Below are 15,905 nucleotides of genomic sequence, written 5' to 3' on the forward strand. Positions count from 1 at the left end.
GTGCACGACGCCGCGCACGCGAGGCCGACCACCGGGCGGTTCGCCGCGTGCGTCGACGGCGCCTGGCCGGGCGATCTCGAGCTCGACGTGAGCGCCGACGGCGGGACGGTCCGCTCGCCGTCGGACGACTGGTCGCTGGACCTCGTGTGCGGCACCCCGACGCCGCAGGCGTTCGGCCCGACGGCGCGGCCCGCCGTCGTCACCGCGGGCTGGCCGGCGCCGCGCACGCTCGACGTCGTGTGCTGGGTCGTCGACGACGAGCTCGCGGTCGTCCGCCTGCGCCTGCACGTCGGCCCGGACGGCACCGTGACCGCACGGGGCCAGGGCTTCGGGGAGACGTTCGACCCCCGGTGGACCTTCTGCGGCGCCTATCGCACCGGTCACTCCTCAGCCGCGCTCGGCCTCGCGGTGGGCGGCTCAGCATGAGTCACCTTCTCTGGTCTCGCGAGCACGCCCGGACCTGGACCGAGGCCCTCCCTCTAGGCAACGGAAGCCTCGGTGCGATGGTGTTCGGGCGCCCCGGTCAGGAGCTGATCCAGATCAACCACGAGACCGCGTGGTCGGGATCTCCGGCGAGTAACACGCGTGAACCACGAGTGTCCGCCCCGGCGGCCGCCGAGGCACTTGGCGACGCCCGCCGCGCCCTGCGCGCCGGCGACTTTGCCGAGGCGGAGCAACGGCTCAAGACAGTTCAGCACCGTTTCGCGCAGACCTACCTCCCCCTCGCCGACCTCCGGCTCGACATCCAGCTCCCGGCCATCGGCGCTCATATTCCCGCTGTCGAAGTACGCCGCGAACTCGACCTGCGCAGCGCGAGCCACACGCTGACCTACCAGCTACACGAGGCCACCGTCCGGATCCGGACCTTTGTCTCCCGGCCGGATCAGGTTCTGGCGATCTGTGTGGACTGCGACCCCGCGCAGCCGCTGCGTGTCCGAGCGGGGCTGGCCTCGCAGCTGCGCACTGTCGCCGCTCCGGCTGCTTCCGGGCACGCAGAGTTGTGCGTGGCGATGCCATCCGACATCTGCCGCCATCCCGGCACCCGCGAATCCGTCATCGAATACGACGAGCGCGCCGGACATTCCCTGCGTGGGGCGGTTGTCATGCGGCCCCTCCCACCACACGCCGACCGAGCCGGTCAACAGCCGCACGTCGATGCAGACCGGTCGGCGGACTCGATCACCGTCGACGGGCTCGGTTCGATCGCCCTGATTCTGGCAGCGTCGACGACATTCGCCGGCATTGGCGTGCCACCAACCGGCGACGAGGACGACGCCGCTCAGCAGGCGCGGGCAACGCTCGCCGCCGTGGCCACTACTCCGTTCGACGAGCTGTCACGTCGGCACGTGGCAGACCACCGTCTGATCTACGACCGGACCGAGATCGATCTCGGCGGTTCTCTTCACCACACCGAAGTGGGTACTCCGCCGCACGAGCGGCTGCTCGACGCGGGTGCGCGACCCGGCGGGGTGCTCGAGCACGCTCCCGATCTGGTTTCGCTGCTCTTCCACTACGGGCGCTACCTGTTGATCACGAGCTCGCACGGCGCCCGGCTGCCGGCGAACCTGCAAGGCCTCTGGAACGCCCAGCTGCTGCCGCCGTGGAGTTCCAAGTACACGACCAACATCAATCTGGAGATGAACTACTGGGGCGCAGAGACCGCCAACCTCGCCGAATGCTCCGAACCACTGTTCGACCTGCTCGAGGCGCTGTCCCGCACAGGCAGTCAGGTAGCCAGGGACCTGTACCAGGCCCGCGGTTGGGTGGCCCACCACAACACCGACGCCTGGGCATACGCACAACCCGAAGGGCTTGGGCTCCATCCCCCGCGCTGGAGCTTCTGGCCGATGGCCGGGCCGTGGTTGCTGCGTCACATGATAGAGCGCATCGAGTTCGGCACCGACGCAGACGCCGTCGCTCGGCGGGCCTGGCCACTCGTCCGCTCGGCCGCGGAGTTCTACCTGGACTGGGTCGAGGAGGTGGACGGTCAGATCGCCACGCTCCCGTCGACGTCGCCGGAGAATGACTTCCTCGCCGCTGACGGCCAGTACTCGGCCGGCATCTCCTCGACGATGGATCTCTCTCTGATCGCTGAGCTGTTCCGGTCGCTGGACCTGCTGGCGCGACGTCTCGGCGAGTGCTCAGATCCCGTCGTAGAGACGGCACGCGAAATCGCCGATCGGATTCCCGGTCCTTCCGTCGGCGTCGGCGGCATGATCAAGGAGTGGGCCGACGACCCGCCCCAGGCGTCCCAGGGGCACCGGCACCTTTCCCACCTGTACTTCGCATTCCCCGGCCGCACGCCGACGGATTCCGAGCTCCGCTCCGGGGTCAGCGCAAGCCTCGACGATCGCGGAGACGACTCGACCGGGTGGTCACTGATGTGGAAGATGGCCTTGCGGGCCCGGCTCGGGCAGCCGGAGAAGGTCGAGGACCTGTTGGAGCTGGTGTTCCGGCCTGCCGGCGACACCGAGACCGGCGAACGGGGCGGGCTATATCCGAACTTCTTCGCCGCACACCCTCCATTCCAGATCGACGGCAACCTCGGTTTCGTCGGGGCTCTTACCGAGGCCCTGCTGCACAGCCACGGCGAGACCATCGTGTTGCTCCCCAGCCTGCCTCTGCGGCTGCATACCGGATCCGTGCGTGGCCTGGTGGCCCGGCCGGGCGTCGAGGTCGACCTCGACTGGGCGTACGGACGCCTGCAACGTGCGCGATTGCTGGCTAGGCAGGACTGCGACATCGTGATCGAGCACGACGGCGATCAGGTCGACTGCTCGCTGCGGGCCGGCACGCCGTGGACGTGGCGGCCGGACGGCGCCGTCCGCTCCTTGTAGACCTTCTGCGGCGCCTACCGCACCAGCGGCGGTTCCAAGCGCCAGGCACGGGGATGAAGGACCGGTGGGTCACCGATCCTTCATCGTCCCGACCGGTGGTTCACCTCACGTCGGAACCCGGACGGACTGCGCGCAGCTTGCCGGCGCCCGCGCCGGAGCGGACGAGCCCCGGCACAGCGCGGGTCGGGTGGATAGTGCCGTGCAGTTCCGGCTCCCAGCCGACGTCGCTGGCGAGGTCAGGTTCGTTGGCGTCGTTGAAGGCGGCAAGCACGTCCGTGTCACGACCGTTGACCACAGTGCCGGACTCGTGGATCGCGGTCCCACCCCACTGATGAATGATGCGGTCGGACGTGATGCCGTCGGAAAGCCGGAAGAAGTTGTTCTCCGCATAGATCGCCGACTCGACGCCTACACCCCACGAGTAGCCGTACGGGTAGTCCGAGTCCGCCTCATGCGTGTACAGGTTGTTGTAGACGTGCACCTGCCCGTAGCGGACCCGCGGAGCGCGCTGAGTCAGGTTGACCAGGTGGTTGTGGTGCAGGGTGATCCGCAATTTGCCCCGGTCTTCGGGCCGGTTGTCGCCGTTGCCCCAGAGCAACGACTTGTCGTGATCGGCAAGGACACTCCAGGAGACGGTGACCAGGTCGCTCTCCCGGGCGATGTCCAGCAAGCCGTCGTGCCGGTCGTAGATCGCACCCAGGTAGTGCGGTTCGTCGCTGTCCACGGTATCCCCGTTGGTGAGGGTGACGTGGTCTATCCAGACATGCGTGGACCTGGAGATCTCGATGTTGTCGTACTGCGCGTCCCAGTCGCTGCCTCGCCACTGCGGGAAGCAGTCGTAAGCGTCGTGGATCCCCAGGTTGCGGATGATCACGTTGTCGACGCTCTCCAGCCGGAAGGCCGCGTTCGTCACGGACGCGGAACCTAGGCCGATCACGGTCGTGTTAGACCCGATCTCGACCCGGATGTGTCCAGCATGGCTATTCGCAGACCGCCGCCGCGCGTCTTCCAGCGGACCCTCGGCCCGACCGTCCCAATGCACGGGGTCGTAGGCCTCGAGGTAGGCGTCAAAGTCATAGTCCGGATCGTTGAAGTCGTTGCAGGCAAGCGCATTCCCCTCGTCGTCGGTCATCGCATCGATGTCGCCCTCGACGTAGACGATCTTCGGATGATCGCCCTGAACTGCTTCCCTGAGTTCGGCCTGCGTCCGCACGGTGTAGACGTGCTCGGACGCCGCCTCCGCGCCCCCGGTGGTGCCGCCCTCGGCGGCCGCCCACCCGTCGTCCGGCGCGAGCACCTCCCGTCCGCGATCGCGATCGCCCGACCGTTCCGCGTCGGTCGAGCCGTGGGACGCACCCGACACGGTCAGGCTCCCAGCGACGAGCAGGCCCACCGCCGACACCATTGTCAGCTTTCTCATCCGCATGTCCTCCTTGCGATAGTGGGGAATGGTTCCGTCCGGACACAGCTCGCCCGGCCGGCGTATGCAGCCCCGCTCACCCCTTAACCGAGCCGAGCAGCGCGCCCTTGACGAAGTAGCGCTGGATGAACGGGTAGAGCAGCAGCATCGGCAGTGTGGCGACGACGATCACCGCCATCCTGACCGACTGTGCGGGCGGGACGATGTCGACGACGTTCGCGTCCGCGTTCAACCCGCTGGACACGATGACGATCTGGCGCAGCAGCACCTGGATCGGCCACTTCTCCGAGTCGTTGATGTAGAGGATGGCGTGCTGGTACGTGTTCCAGTACGCCACGGCGTAGAACAGGCCGATCGTGGCGATCGACGCCGTCGACAGGGGCAGGACGATGCGCCAGAACACGCCGAAGTCGGAGCAGCCGTCGATCCGGGCGGCCTCCTCCAGGCTGTCCGGGATGCCCTGGAAGAAGTTGCGCATGATGACGAAGTTGAACGCATTGATCGACACAGGCAGGATCAGCGCCCACAGCGAGTCGATCAGCCCCACCGCATCGACGACGAGGAACGTGGGGATCATGCCGCCGCTGAACAACATCGTGAAGATGACGAGGAAGTTGAGCACCCGCCGCCCGGGCAGGCCGGGCTTCGACAGCCCGTAGGCCATGAGCGAGGTCAGGACCAGGCTGATGAAGGTGCCGACGGCGGTGACGAAGACCGAGACTCCCATGGCCCGGGCGATCGTCGGCGTGGAGAAGATGTACCTGTACGCGTCCGTCGAGAACGTCTCCGGGATGATGATGAACGCCCGGCTCGTCAGCTCACCCGGCGTGGCGAACGAGCTCCCGATGACGTTGAGGAACGGCAGCAGGCAGATCAGGGTGAACCCGCCGAGCACGATGGCGTTGATCACGTGGAACACCCTGCGTCCCGCCGTGGTGCGGCTGCGGCGGCCGCGGCTGATCCGCGCAGGGCCGCGGGCCGTGGCGTTCGTGCTCATTCGGGCGCTCCTATCGATTCGGGCTGCGGGATCTTCCGCACCGCGAACATGCCCGCGGCGAGGAAGAACAGGAAGGCGACCGGATACAGGATCAGCTGGCTGCCGATCAGGCAGACCAGGCCTGCGGCGAGGAACCACCAGCCGGCGATACGTCGCCGGGGACGACGACGCGCGAGGAAGATCCCCACGGCGTTCGTGGCCAGGACACCCAGCAGGGTGAAACCGAACCACCCGGCCAGGGTCCGGGCGGCCCGGTACGCCTCGTCCCCCTGGGCGGCGTGGGCTGGGGCTCGAGGGTTCGCGACCTCGATCCCGGCGGACGTCATGGCCGGGTAGATGTCGGCGAGGAACGCCTGCTCGTCCGCACCGTTGACGACGACGGCGAACCCACCGAGGAAGAGCCCGGATAGCACTAAGCCGATGCAGGCGGCCACGATCTCGCCGGTCCGCCGCGGCGGCGCCTCGGTACGTGTCGTGCTACTCACGGCCCACCTTCACGTCGTGACCATTCACCCGCACGTCGTGGTAGCGCACGGCGTCGCCGTGCTCAAGCCGGATGCCGGGTTCGTTGCAGCCGTCGATCCGTACGCGGGAGAGGTCGAGGTTCCGGACATAACTGACCTGCAGGCCCGCCAGAGCGACGTCGTCGACGCCCGTCGCCATCGCCGGCTGCCCCGGCACCGCGTCGGCGGCGAACGAGACCGCGACGTCGTCCAGCGTGAGCTCCGCGACCGGTTGCTCCGGCAGGCCGGCGACGAAACCCACAGCGGCGTGCACGTTGCGAGCCGTGACGTGCGCGAGGTGGATCCGCCGGAACAGCGGCGTCGAGGCGTCTACCGGCTGCGGAGAGCGGTCGGTGACCACGGGTTCCTTTCCGCCGGGGCCACAGAAGTAGTACGCGTTCACCACCAGAGGGCACAGGACGCCGTCCATGATCACGTTCGTCACCCGGACGTCCTCCACGACGCCGCCACGCCCGCGCCGCGACTTCAGCCGGATGCCGCGGTCGGTGCCCTGGAACACGCAGTCGCTCACGACGACGTTGCGCACGCCGCCGCTCATCTCCGAGCCGATGACCACGCCGCCGTGCCCGTGCACCATAGTGCAACCGGTGATCACGATGTTCTCGCAGGGCACCTTCTCGGGCGCCCGCTCGGTGCCGGCCTTGATGGCGATGCAGTCGTCGCCGACGTCGATGTGGCAGTCACTGATGCGCACGTTGCGGCACGACTCGGGGTTGATCCCGTCGGTGTTGGGTGAGTCCTCGGGGTTGACGATCCTGATGCCCGTGATCGTGACGTCGTCACACAGCAGGGGGTGCACGGTCCAGCTCGGTGAGTCGCGCAACGTCACGTCGCGGATCGTCACCTGGCGACACTCATGCACGCCGATCAGGGTCGGCCGGGGGTACGCGAGCGCGCCACGATCGCTACGCAAGGCGTCCCACCACGGCCGTCCCTGCCCGTCGATGGTGCCGAACCCAGTGATGGCGACGCCGGTCTCGCCGGCCGCGTAGAGACACGGCTGATGGGCCCGGGCGGCCGCACCCTCCCAGCGCGCGTCGACAGCGGGATAGGCGTCGGGGTCGGAGACGAACCGCAGATGTGCGCCCGCCTCCAGGTGAAGCTCGACGTACGAACGCAGGCGTAGCCCACCGGTCGGGTACCGGCCTGAGGGCACGATGACGGTGCCGCCGCCCTCGTCTGCCGCCGCGTCGATCGCCGCCTGGATCGCCTTCGTGGAATCCGTGTCCGCCCGCGCGCCGAAATCTCGGATGTCCTGCACTGGGTCTCCCTCGGGTGCTCCGGTCCGATGCCCTTTCCGTCAGCCGTTGGCTTCGTCGTAGGCCTCGGTGAACTCCGCGACGATCTGGTCCAGGCCCTCGCCGCCGAGGGCGTCGATCGTGGCCTCGTACTGCTCCATGTCGATCTGGCCCATCATGTACTGGTTGTAGGCGTCGTTGGCCTGCTGCTCGATGACCGACCACCGGGAGTCGAAGGTCTCCGATGTCAGCGACTGCGCCGGGTTCAGCACCGCGTGTTCGGCGTTCTCCTCCATCAGCTCGTTGCCGAGGTCGACGTACGGCTGCGCCGATGGGAACGTGATCACCAGATCCGACGGTCGCGAGGAGCTGAACGGCTGGACCTCCTGCTCCCACTTCGTCTGGTCCAGGATGGAGACCACGCCGTCGTCGTCGAACTCGAAGTGCTCATCCTCGATACCGTTGGTCATCAGGGTGAACGGCTCTTCGTCCAGCAGAGAGTCGACGAAGCCGAGCACCTCGCGCACTTCATCCTCCGTCTCTACGGTCGAGCGCGGGATCGCGTACCAGCCGCCCATGCCGCCGTTGGTGTCGGTCAGGATCCGGCGCGGGACGTCTTCGTAGGTCATGTCGTTGATCAGGGCCCAGTCCATGGTGGTGTCCGGGTCGGCGGCGAGCCCGCCCTCGTAGAAGCCCCTCGCCTCGAACAGGCCGGTGACGACGATGCCGCCCTTGCCCTGGTAGATGCCGTCGTACTGGTTCTGCTTCTGCAGGGTGACGAACTCCTTGTTGATCGCGCCCTTTTCATACAGACCTCGGTACCACTCCATCGCCTCCTTCCACGCGTCCGTGGTGAAGGACGGGATCACCTCGCCGGCGTCGTTCACCTCGAACCGCTGGCCGGCCCCGAAGTATCCGGCGAGCGACCGGAAGCCCAGCTGGAAGGACTCCTCGCGGTCATAGAACCCGGTGGTGTCGTCCTCGCCGTTGCCGTCCGGGTCATCCTCGGCGAACGCGATCGCCACCTCGGTCAGGTCCTCGATGGTGTGCGGCACATCCAGCCCGAGGTTATCCAGCCAGTCCTGGCGCACCAGCACCCCATAACGCGCCATGGGCTTCTGTTTCGGAACGCCGTACAGGGTGCCGTTGATCTTCGCTGACTCGATGGTCTCCGGCGAGATCTGCGACAGGTTGTCGAACTCGGAGAGAAACTCCTCCACCTCCCAGAACTGCCCCTGCGTCATCGCCTGGCGCACGGTCGTGTTCGTGATGTTGCCCAAGTCGACCAGGTCGGGCAGCGAGTCGGAGGCCAGGGCCGAGTTGATCTTCTCATCGGCGTTGGCCGCAGGCACCCACTGGAACTCGATCTCTTTGCCCGTGTAGTCCTGCAACGCGGACTCGATGACACCGTCCGTTTCCGGGGTTGTCGGCGTGTGCACCACGCTCATCCAGCTGATGGTGTCCTTCCCGGCACCTTCGCCTCCGCCGTCGCCGTCGTCGCCACTGCCGCACGCGGCGAGCGCCAGGGTGAGCGCCGCCGTCCCGGCGATCGCCGGGTGGTGAATCCTTCTCATGGTGTGCTTCCTCTCATGACGGTGAATGCTGGACTACGTGCGTCGTTGCCCGGTGAATTTCGCCATTGACTTGCAGTGGGTTCGAGGTCGCGGTAGACGACGCGGGTGATCAGCCCCGCGGCGGCCGCCGGTATGGCGACCCCGAACAGGATGAGCAGGGGCAACGCCTGCTGAGACATCAGGAACGTCAGCGCGAAGACCGCGGTGCCGCCGATGACGGTCCAGTGCAGTGAGCCGAACCCGATGAGCAGGGAGGCCGCGATGGTGTCGCGGATGGTGCGTAGCTCGAGCGCGGCCATCACCGAGAAGACGTAGAACAGGGAGACGGTGAACGCGACGAGCGCGAAGACGTTGAGCATCTGGACATACCAGTTCCAACCGGCGAAGACGTTCGTCACGATGACCGTGCCCGCGCCGAGGTAGATCCAGCCCACCACGGTCGAGCGCCAGTACCGCTCACGCACGTAGGCGAGGAACGTGCGCGTCATCGGTGGCTGCTCGCCGTGCCGGAACCACCGGTCGACGTATTTCGCGAGGGCGTACGACGCCGGCCCTGCTCCGAACAGCACCAGGCCGATCGCCGTCGTGACCAGCCAGAGCAGATTGAGGTACATCAGTCGGAACCCGTTCGCCAGGAACGAGTTGATCCGTACGAAGGTTTCGAAGGAGAACATCGCGTATCGTCCACAGCGTCCCGGCATCGGGTCCGGCTAGTAGACGCCCTCCTCTCCGAAGCGTCTGGCGAGGCGGTTGGCGAGAACCACCAGGATCAGTCCGACGATCCCCTTGAACATGCCGACCGCGGCGGCGTAGCTGAACTGCCCGTTGACGATGCCCGTGTTGTACACATAGGTGTCGAAGATCTCGCCGACCTCGCGGTTCAGGGAGTTCATCACGAGGAACATGTGCTCGAACCCGAGCTCCAGGAAGTCGCCGATGTTCAGGATGAGCAGCACGATGATCGTCGGGCGGATCGCCGGGAGCGTGATGTGCCAGGCCTGGCGCAGGCGTCCGGCGCCGTCGATCGCGGCCGACTCGTAGAGCTGGGTGTCCACTGTCGTGATCGCGGCGAGGTAGATGATCGTGCCCCAGCCGGCATTGCGCCAGATCTCTTGCATGACGTACATCGGCCGCAGCCACGCTGGGTCGGTGAGGAAGGAGATCGGCTCGCCGCCCGCCGCCTCGATCACGTTGTTGATGCTGCCGCCGTCGGTTGTGAGCATCACGTAGAACAGCGAGACGATGATGACCCACGACATGAAGTGCGGCAGATAGATGATCGTCTGCACCGACCGTTTGAAGAACCTCAGCCGCACCTCGTTGATCAGCAGCGACAGGATGATCGGCACCGGGAACGCGAAGAGCAGCAGCAGGAACGAGATCGTCAGGGTGTTGCGCAGCAGGAGGAAGAACGTGTCCTCAGTGAACAGTCGAACGAAGTGGTCGAATCCGACCCACTCGCTGCCGCTGAACCCCAGGAACGGCCGGTAATCCTGGAAAGCGATTGCCAAGCCGCCCATGGGCAGGTATTTGAATATCAGGAAGTAGACCGCACCTGGCAGGATCATCAAGTACAGCGTCCGGCGCCTCCACACGTTGGCCCACGTGCTCCGCGAGCGCCGCGGGATGCCTGAAGCGGACGCATCCTCTGCAGGGCGGTCCTGCTGCGCAGGCGACGCCGGAGTCGCCGTGCTCACCGGTGCCACCGTGCGGTCGTCGGCGTTCGCACTACCATCGGCGTCCCATCTCTTCCTTGAGGTCGGGCGTCCCTCTCCAACGATCTGAGGAACCGCTTTCTGGCCGTGAACGCTAACATGGCCTCGCATCGACCACAAGAGTTCGGGAACCGATTCCCAGATCGTAGCCAACCGGCAGCCTCGCAATACACCGACACCCGCTAGGCCAGGTCGAAGCCGACGGCATAGTCGTAGTGTGCTGATAGAGAACCGGTCTCTGTACTCAGGCGCTAGTATGTCGGGGAATCGGTTCCCCATGGCGACACGGAAGACGACGATGCCGATCTACACGAACCCCGTCCTCGACGCCGATTGGCCCGACCCTGACGTGATCCGCGTCGGGGCGGAGTACTACCTGGTGGCCTCCAGCTTCAACCGGGTGCCCGGACTGCCCATTCTGACCTCACGCGATCTCGTGCACTGGCGCTTCGCCGGCCACGCGCTGGCGGCGTTACCCCCGGCAGAGCACTACGCGCTGCCCCGGCACGGCTCGGGCGTGTGGGCGCCCAGCATCCGCCACCACGACGAGTGGTTCGTCGTCGTATACCCGGACCCAGACCACGGCGTTTACGTCACATGGGCGACAGATGCGGCCGGCCCCTGGAGCGCGCCACACCTTCTGCTGCCCGGCCGCGGCATCATCGACCCGTGCCCACTGTGGGACGACGACGGCCGCGCCTACGTGGTGCACGGCTGGGCCCGCAGCCGCAGCGGCGTGGCGAACCGGCTCACGGTGGTCGAGGTCGACCCCCGGCTCGAGCGGGTCGTCGGGGAGCCCCGCACCGTCGTCGACGGCGACGAGCTGCCCGGCTGCCGCACGCTCGAGGGCCCCAAGCTGTACAAGCGTGACGGCTGGTACTGGATCTTCGCACCCGCCGGCGGCGTGGCCACCGGTTGGCAGTACGCCTTCCGCTCGCGCGACGTCTACGGCCCATACGAGCACCGTGTCGTTCTGGAGCAGGGCGGCACAGCGGTCAACGGGCCCCACCAGGGCGCGTGGGTCGAGGCCGAAGACGGCAAGCACTGGTTCTGTCACTTCCAGGACCGCGGCGTCTTCGGCCGGGTCGTGCACCTGCAGCCGATGACGTGGGCAGACGACGGGTGGCCGCGCATCGGCGATCCGATAGCGGCCACCCCGGGATCGGGCCGTCCCGTGGCGTCGGCCGAGTACTCCGCCGCTCCGCCGCCCGACGGCCCCACCCTCGGCTGCTCAGACCTCGCCTGCTCGGACAGGTTCGACACGCCCACGCCGCGACCAGTGTGGCACTGGCAGTCGAACCCGCACGGGTCCTGGCTGCACTCCACCGGCGACGGCGCGCTCCGGTTACGCCTGCTGCCGGAGGACCGCGGCGACCTGCGCACCCTGGGGCAGATCCTCGGCCAACGCCTGCCCGGCCGGTCGAGCACGTGGACGACGACGCTGCGACTCGACGGCGGCGTACCCGGCGCCCGCGCCGGTGTCGTCGTGCTGGGCCGCGAGTACGCGTGGGCGGGGCTAACCCGCACCCCGGCCGGCGCTGAGGTCGTATGCCGGCGCTCCGCCGGCCGTGGCGTCGAGGAGGGCGGTGCGGCAGCCCTCGTCGCCGACGGCGTCACTGCCGAGGCACGCGTCGAGCTGCGGGTGGAGATCGACGATGCCGGGACTGCCATGTTCTCCTGGCGGGCACCCGGTGCGACCGAGTGGAGCATGCTCGACGACACGTACCAGGCCGCCGCGGGGTACTGGATCGGCGCGGAGGTCGGGCTGTTCGGCGTCGCACCTTTCGGCGCACCGGCCGGGCCTGACGAGGTCGCCACCTTCGGTCCGGTCACCGCGACCGGGCCCGAGACGCACAGGATCTGGTGATGGCCCGCAGCTTCAAGGAGGGCGCGACGATCGCCCAGGTCGCGCAGGCCGCGGGTGTGTCGCGCTCGACGGTGTCGCGGGTCATGAACGGGCGTTCGACCGTCGCCCCGGCGATCGTCGAGCGTGTCTTGGCCGCGGCCGACAAGCTCCAGTACCGACCCAGCAGCCTGGCGCGGAGCCTGTCGCTCGGACGCAGCGAGACCCTCGCGGTCGTCGTGCCCGACATCGGTAACCCGTACTTCCATGAGATCCTGCGCGGAGCCATGTCGGGGGCGGACGAGCACGGCTACCGTGTGCTCATCACGGAGACCCGCGAGCGCCCGCAGGACGAGGCGAAGATCGCCCTCGAGGCCAGGTCGCGCTGCGACGCGCTCGCGCTCGTCGCACCACGGATGCCCGACGCCGAGCTCGACGCGCTGCTGCCACAGGTACGGCCCGCCGTCGTCGTCAACCGCCGGGTCGGCGTCCCGGGCGTCCCGCAGATCGCCATCGACTACGCCGGCGGCATCCGCGCCATCATCGAGCACCTGGTCTCGCTGGGCCACCGAGAGCTCGTGTACGTGTCCGGTCCTCAGGCCAGCGTGTCGAACGAGGAGCGGTTCGCGCGGCTGCGCACCATCGCTGGGCGGCGCGGCGTCACCGTCGCAACCGTCGCCGGCGGGTCGTCCATCGACGCCGGCTACAGCGTCGCCGAGGAGGTGCTGGACTCCGGAGCGTCGGCGGCGGTCGCCTATAACGACCTCGTCGCCTACGGGCTCATGGGACGGCTGAACGAGACCGGCGTCGCCGTCCCGGGCGATATCTCCGTCGTCGGGTTCGACGACATCGAGATCGGCCGGTTCGCGACGCCGCCGCTGACCACCGCGTCCGTGCCGCAACGGCAGATCGGCCGCCGCGTCTGGGAGCTCGTCGAGGCACGGATGAACGCGCACGACGGCCACCGGGGCGAGGCTCCGCGCGAGCAGGTACCGGCCACGCTGGTCGTGCGTTCGAGCACTGGCCCGGTGCCACCGGCGCGCCGTCTGCCGATCTCGTCATCGGGCACTGCCGGGCTCAGCCCCGCGGTCGCCGCCGGCAGTGTCCGCGCAGTATGGCGCACCGACGGCGACCCCACGCTGTGGGTCCTGGACACGCCGCTCGCCCGGGCCGCATCGGGCGAGAACATGCCCGCGGTCCACAGCCCGCGCCCCTACCTCGATCCGGTGCACTCGCTGCGCAACCGGCCCATGACGGAAGTGAGCCCGGTCGACCACCGCCACCAATACGGAGTCTCGCTCACCGTCGCCGACGTCGACGAGACGTCCTACTGGGGCGGACGCACCTTCGTACCGGGCCAGGGTCCGACGCTCCTGGCGAACCACGGGCGTCAGGTCCGCACCGCTGTCCGGGTAGCCGACGACGGCGCAACCCTCGAGCAGGACGTGCGCTGGTACGACCACGGCGGTGCCGAGCATCTGCTGGAGCACCGCACGCTCACCGGGGTGCTGCTGCCCGAGGTCGACTCGTGGGCGCTCGCGTGGTCCAGCCGCCTGATCGCGGACCGTCACCCGCTGAGGTTCAGCAGCCCAGCCGTCAACGGACGGCCGGGTGCCGGGTACGGCGGGATCTTCTGGAGACTCCCCCTCGACATGGAGACCGTGGTGCGTTCGCCCGACGCCGAAGGGGAAACCGCCGCGCACGGCTCGCGCGGGCCGTGGGTCGCGATCTGCCGACGGCATAGCCACGGGTGGACGACCCTGGTGCTCGTGCAGCCCGAGCCGGATCCGCTGCCCTGGTTCGTGCGCGCGTCCGACTACATCGGGGTCGGTCCGGCGCTGGCCTGGGACTCTGTCACTACCGTTGCCGCCGACGAGGAACTGCGGACGTCGCTTGTCGCGGTGATCGTAGACCGAGCGCTGGACGCGGCGGACACCGACGACGTCGCCCGGCTCGCGCTCGGCCGGCTGCAGGCGGCACGGAGCCGAACACAGGGCTGACCGGCCGCATGCGGCTCCCGCGCGCACCGACCCTGCGGGAGTTCGCGTAACGGAACCGACGTCCTCGCCATCCGATCGACCACCCGATGCTCCCAGAGCCCCTTGAACTTATCCTCGTGGCTCGGTCCGTAGAGCGCTTCCTCGATGTTTGCCCTCGGCCTCGACGACCGCCATGTGCGTACACCTGAACTACTCGGCTGGTCCACCGGCCAACCGACCTCGGTCGACCGCCGCATCCATATCCTCACCCACAGATGCGACCCGGCCCTGGTTGACGGCGCGGGCTATCTCTGCGGCATCGGTGAGGTTCGCGGGGAGCATTCGTGTGCCCTTATCGAGGAGCCTCGTAGGTACAGTGACACAGAGGACATGTGCGCATGTGTAGCTACAGGCTGTTTGTACAGGTTGTAGGTCTCTGCCTCCACCACAGACCACGGGTTCACGGCATGCATCCAGGTCTCGGAGGTTAGTTCGCGCGAGCATGCCCCGATCGTCCCGGTGAGGCACTCCTCATCGCACTGACCTTACGGGGACCAATCAAGCGACCCATAGAACACGCAGCACGACCACACGGCGTTGGTCTTCGAGGATCATGTAGATGACGACACCCTCGCCTTGCTTTCCGAACGCGTGCGTTCTCATGTTCGCTTCGGGTCGCTGACGGTTATACGCTTCACCACTCCAGGGAGCGACTTCGAGCAACGCCATCATTTCGGCATACGAGCTCAGGGCATCTTCCGGTAGAGCGGCTACCTGCTCCAGCGCCTCGGGGTAGGTCTCGACCGCGTACACTTACAGGCCCAGCCTGGCCTTTGTCACGTTCCACGATTCTGTGGTGATGTTGCCGCCCGACGCGAGCTGCTCGGCATTTCGGAGCATCTGTCGATGTGCCCGATCGTCTTGAGACGACCACGCCACGCGCTGCCAGCGCCGCAACAAGGCAAGGACGCCTGTCAGATCCAGCGTCTCGGTAGCCTCCGCCATCGCCTGCCGAAACTCACGATCAAAGTCGCCAGCCTCCTCAGTCAACAACGCCGCTCGGATCGCCCGAGGCGTCGCCTCCGGCGGATACTGCTGTCCGTAGAACTCAGCGCCGACAGTCATGACGTCATGATAGCCAGCCACACCGACGATGCCACGGATCGCGCGGCCTTGTGAACGAAAGTAGCTGAATGTGGGTTCAGCCGGGCGTCAGCCGCCTGCGGCGTCGGTGATCAGCCGGGCGGCCTCGGCGACGAGGGCGGTGCCGTCGGTATAGGGCGAGCGCCAGATGGCCAGTGCTGAACTGGCCTGCGAGGTGAGGACGTCCCGGGTGAACGCTTCCACGCCGAACGGACCGGTGTAGCCGGCCTCGAGCGCGGTGGCGACAATGCGGGGAATGTCGACCACGCCGGTCATCAGCGGGCCACGGCCGGACTGGCCGAATTCGAGATAGCCGAGCCTGGGTGCCGCCAGGCGGATGGCGGCGGCCATGTCGGCCTCCTCGACAGCCATATGAAAGGTGTCGAGGTGGATGCGCAGATGGTCCGAGCCGCTCAGGCGGATGTAGTCCAGGGCTTGTGCAGCGGTGTTGATCGCCGCGGTCTCGTAGCGGTTGAGAACCTCGAAGGTCATCATGATGCCGGCCTCGTGTGCCTCGTCGGCGATCTGGCCCACCAGTAGGGCCGAGCGCTGCAGGGACTGCCGGGGGAACGGCCCGCCCGGTGGGCCGAAGAGGCCATAGGGCACGCCGTTGAGCTGGTCCGAGCCGAGCTCGG

At 67.7% G+C, this 15,905-nt stretch carries 14 protein-coding genes; 4 read left to right on the top strand and 10 right to left on the bottom strand.

Features of this window, described 5'->3' with window-relative positions; all coding sequences use genetic code 11:
- Both ELR45_RS01405 and ELR45_RS01410 read left to right on the top strand, forming a co-directional pair.
- The coding region (locus ELR45_RS01405) for a hypothetical protein (protein ID WP_165367369.1) at positions 1 to 426 on the top strand (426 nt) is incomplete at its 5' end.
- Positions 423 to 2,837: a glycoside hydrolase family 95 protein gene (locus ELR45_RS01410; protein WP_129662831.1), complete on the top strand. Its 2,415-nt coding sequence runs from the start codon at positions 423 to 425 to the stop codon at positions 2,835 to 2,837. The genes ELR45_RS01405 and ELR45_RS01410, both read left to right, overlap by 4 nt.
- A 100-nt stretch (positions 2,838 to 2,937) precedes the next feature.
- Here the strand turns inward: ELR45_RS01410 and ELR45_RS01415 are convergent, their stop codons facing one another.
- The 7 genes from ELR45_RS01415 to ELR45_RS01445 form a co-directional block, all read right to left on the bottom strand.
- Positions 2,938 to 4,257 (bottom strand): pectate lyase family protein, encoded by a 1,320-nt coding sequence (locus tag ELR45_RS01415; protein ID WP_205855671.1) that lies wholly within the window; start codon positions 4,255 to 4,257, stop codon positions 2,938 to 2,940.
- Between the two features lie 76 nt (positions 4,258 to 4,333).
- The gene (locus ELR45_RS01420) at positions 4,334 to 5,254 is read right to left on the bottom strand and encodes a carbohydrate ABC transporter permease (protein ID WP_129662832.1); all 921 of its coding nucleotides are present in this window, start codon (positions 5,252 to 5,254) and stop codon (positions 4,334 to 4,336) included.
- The gene (locus tag ELR45_RS01425) at positions 5,251 to 5,739 is read right to left on the bottom strand and encodes a DUF4064 domain-containing protein (RefSeq protein WP_129662834.1); all 489 of its coding nucleotides are present in this window, start codon (positions 5,737 to 5,739) and stop codon (positions 5,251 to 5,253) included. The genes ELR45_RS01420 and ELR45_RS01425 overlap by 4 nt, the downstream gene beginning before the upstream one ends.
- Positions 5,732 to 7,039: a glycoside hydrolase family 28 protein gene (locus ELR45_RS01430; RefSeq protein ID WP_129662836.1), complete on the bottom strand. Its 1,308-nt coding sequence runs from the start codon at positions 7,037 to 7,039 to the stop codon at positions 5,732 to 5,734. The genes ELR45_RS01425 and ELR45_RS01430 overlap by 8 nt, the downstream gene beginning before the upstream one ends.
- Before the next feature lie 39 nt (positions 7,040 to 7,078).
- The gene (locus tag ELR45_RS01435) at positions 7,079 to 8,590 is read right to left on the bottom strand and encodes an extracellular solute-binding protein (RefSeq protein ID WP_129662838.1); all 1,512 of its coding nucleotides are present in this window, start codon (positions 8,588 to 8,590) and stop codon (positions 7,079 to 7,081) included.
- Complete coding sequence (locus ELR45_RS01440; RefSeq protein WP_165367370.1) at positions 8,587 to 9,264, bottom strand: YesL family protein; 678 nt, start codon at positions 9,262 to 9,264, stop codon at positions 8,587 to 8,589. Before ELR45_RS01440 ends, ELR45_RS01435 begins: the two co-directional genes overlap by 4 nt.
- A gap of 36 nt (positions 9,265 to 9,300) precedes the next feature.
- Positions 9,301 to 10,218, bottom strand: a complete 918-nt coding sequence (locus ELR45_RS01445; protein WP_420813791.1) for an ABC transporter permease — start codon at positions 10,216 to 10,218, stop codon at positions 9,301 to 9,303.
- Positions 10,219 to 10,582: 364 nt separating this feature from the next.
- Here ELR45_RS01445 and ELR45_RS01450 point away from each other — a divergent pair, with 364 nt between their 5' ends.
- Entirely contained in the window at positions 10,583 to 12,172 is a 1,590-nt protein-coding gene (locus tag ELR45_RS01450) for a glycoside hydrolase family 43 protein (protein WP_129662843.1), read from the top strand.
- Positions 12,172 to 14,148, top strand: coding sequence for a DUF6807 family protein (locus ELR45_RS01455; RefSeq protein WP_129662844.1), 1,977 nt, complete (start codon positions 12,172 to 12,174; stop codon positions 14,146 to 14,148). The genes ELR45_RS01450 and ELR45_RS01455 overlap by 1 nt, the downstream gene beginning before the upstream one ends.
- A 537-nt stretch (positions 14,149 to 14,685) precedes the next feature.
- Here the strand turns inward: ELR45_RS01455 and ELR45_RS01460 are convergent.
- The 3 genes from ELR45_RS01460 to ELR45_RS01470 form a co-directional block, all read right to left on the bottom strand.
- A complete protein-coding gene (locus ELR45_RS01460) occupies positions 14,686 to 14,940 on the bottom strand; it encodes a hypothetical protein (protein ID WP_129662846.1) in 255 nt (84 codons plus the stop codon).
- On the bottom strand, positions 14,941 to 15,252 hold the full coding sequence (locus ELR45_RS01465; RefSeq protein WP_129662847.1) for a DUF6247 family protein: 312 nt from the start codon (positions 15,250 to 15,252) through the stop codon (positions 14,941 to 14,943).
- A gap of 87 nt (positions 15,253 to 15,339) precedes the next feature.
- A partial coding sequence (locus tag ELR45_RS01470; RefSeq protein WP_165367371.1) for a sugar phosphate isomerase/epimerase family protein occupies positions 15,340 to 15,905 on the bottom strand: 566 nt, incomplete at its 5' end.

The sequence above is a fragment of the Phytoactinopolyspora endophytica genome (assembly GCF_004138495.1).
Classification (GTDB): Bacteria; Actinomycetota; Actinomycetes; order Jiangellales; family Jiangellaceae; genus Phytoactinopolyspora; species Phytoactinopolyspora endophytica.

Coding starts and splice junctions, on each gene's coding strand:
- ELR45_RS01415 (WP_205855671.1), bottom strand. CDS start 4,257: ATGAGAAAGCTGACAATGGTGTCGGCGGTGGGCCTGCTCGTCGCTGGG.
- ELR45_RS01435 (WP_129662838.1), bottom strand. CDS start 8,590: ATGAGAAGGATTCACCACCCGGCGATCGCCGGGACGGCGGCGCTCACC.
- ELR45_RS01410 (WP_129662831.1), top strand. CDS start 423: ATGAGTCACCTTCTCTGGTCTCGCGAGCACGCCCGGACCTGGACCGAG.
- ELR45_RS01465 (WP_129662847.1), bottom strand. CDS start 15,252: ATGACTGTCGGCGCTGAGTTCTACGGACAGCAGTATCCGCCGGAGGCG.
- ELR45_RS01455 (WP_129662844.1), top strand. CDS start 12,172: ATGGCCCGCAGCTTCAAGGAGGGCGCGACGATCGCCCAGGTCGCGCAG.
- ELR45_RS01440 (WP_165367370.1), bottom strand. CDS start 9,264: ATGTTCTCCTTCGAAACCTTCGTACGGATCAACTCGTTCCTGGCGAAC.
- ELR45_RS01450 (WP_129662843.1), top strand. CDS start 10,583: ATGGCGACACGGAAGACGACGATGCCGATCTACACGAACCCCGTCCTC.
- ELR45_RS01420 (WP_129662832.1), bottom strand. CDS start 5,254: ATGAGCACGAACGCCACGGCCCGCGGCCCTGCGCGGATCAGCCGCGGC.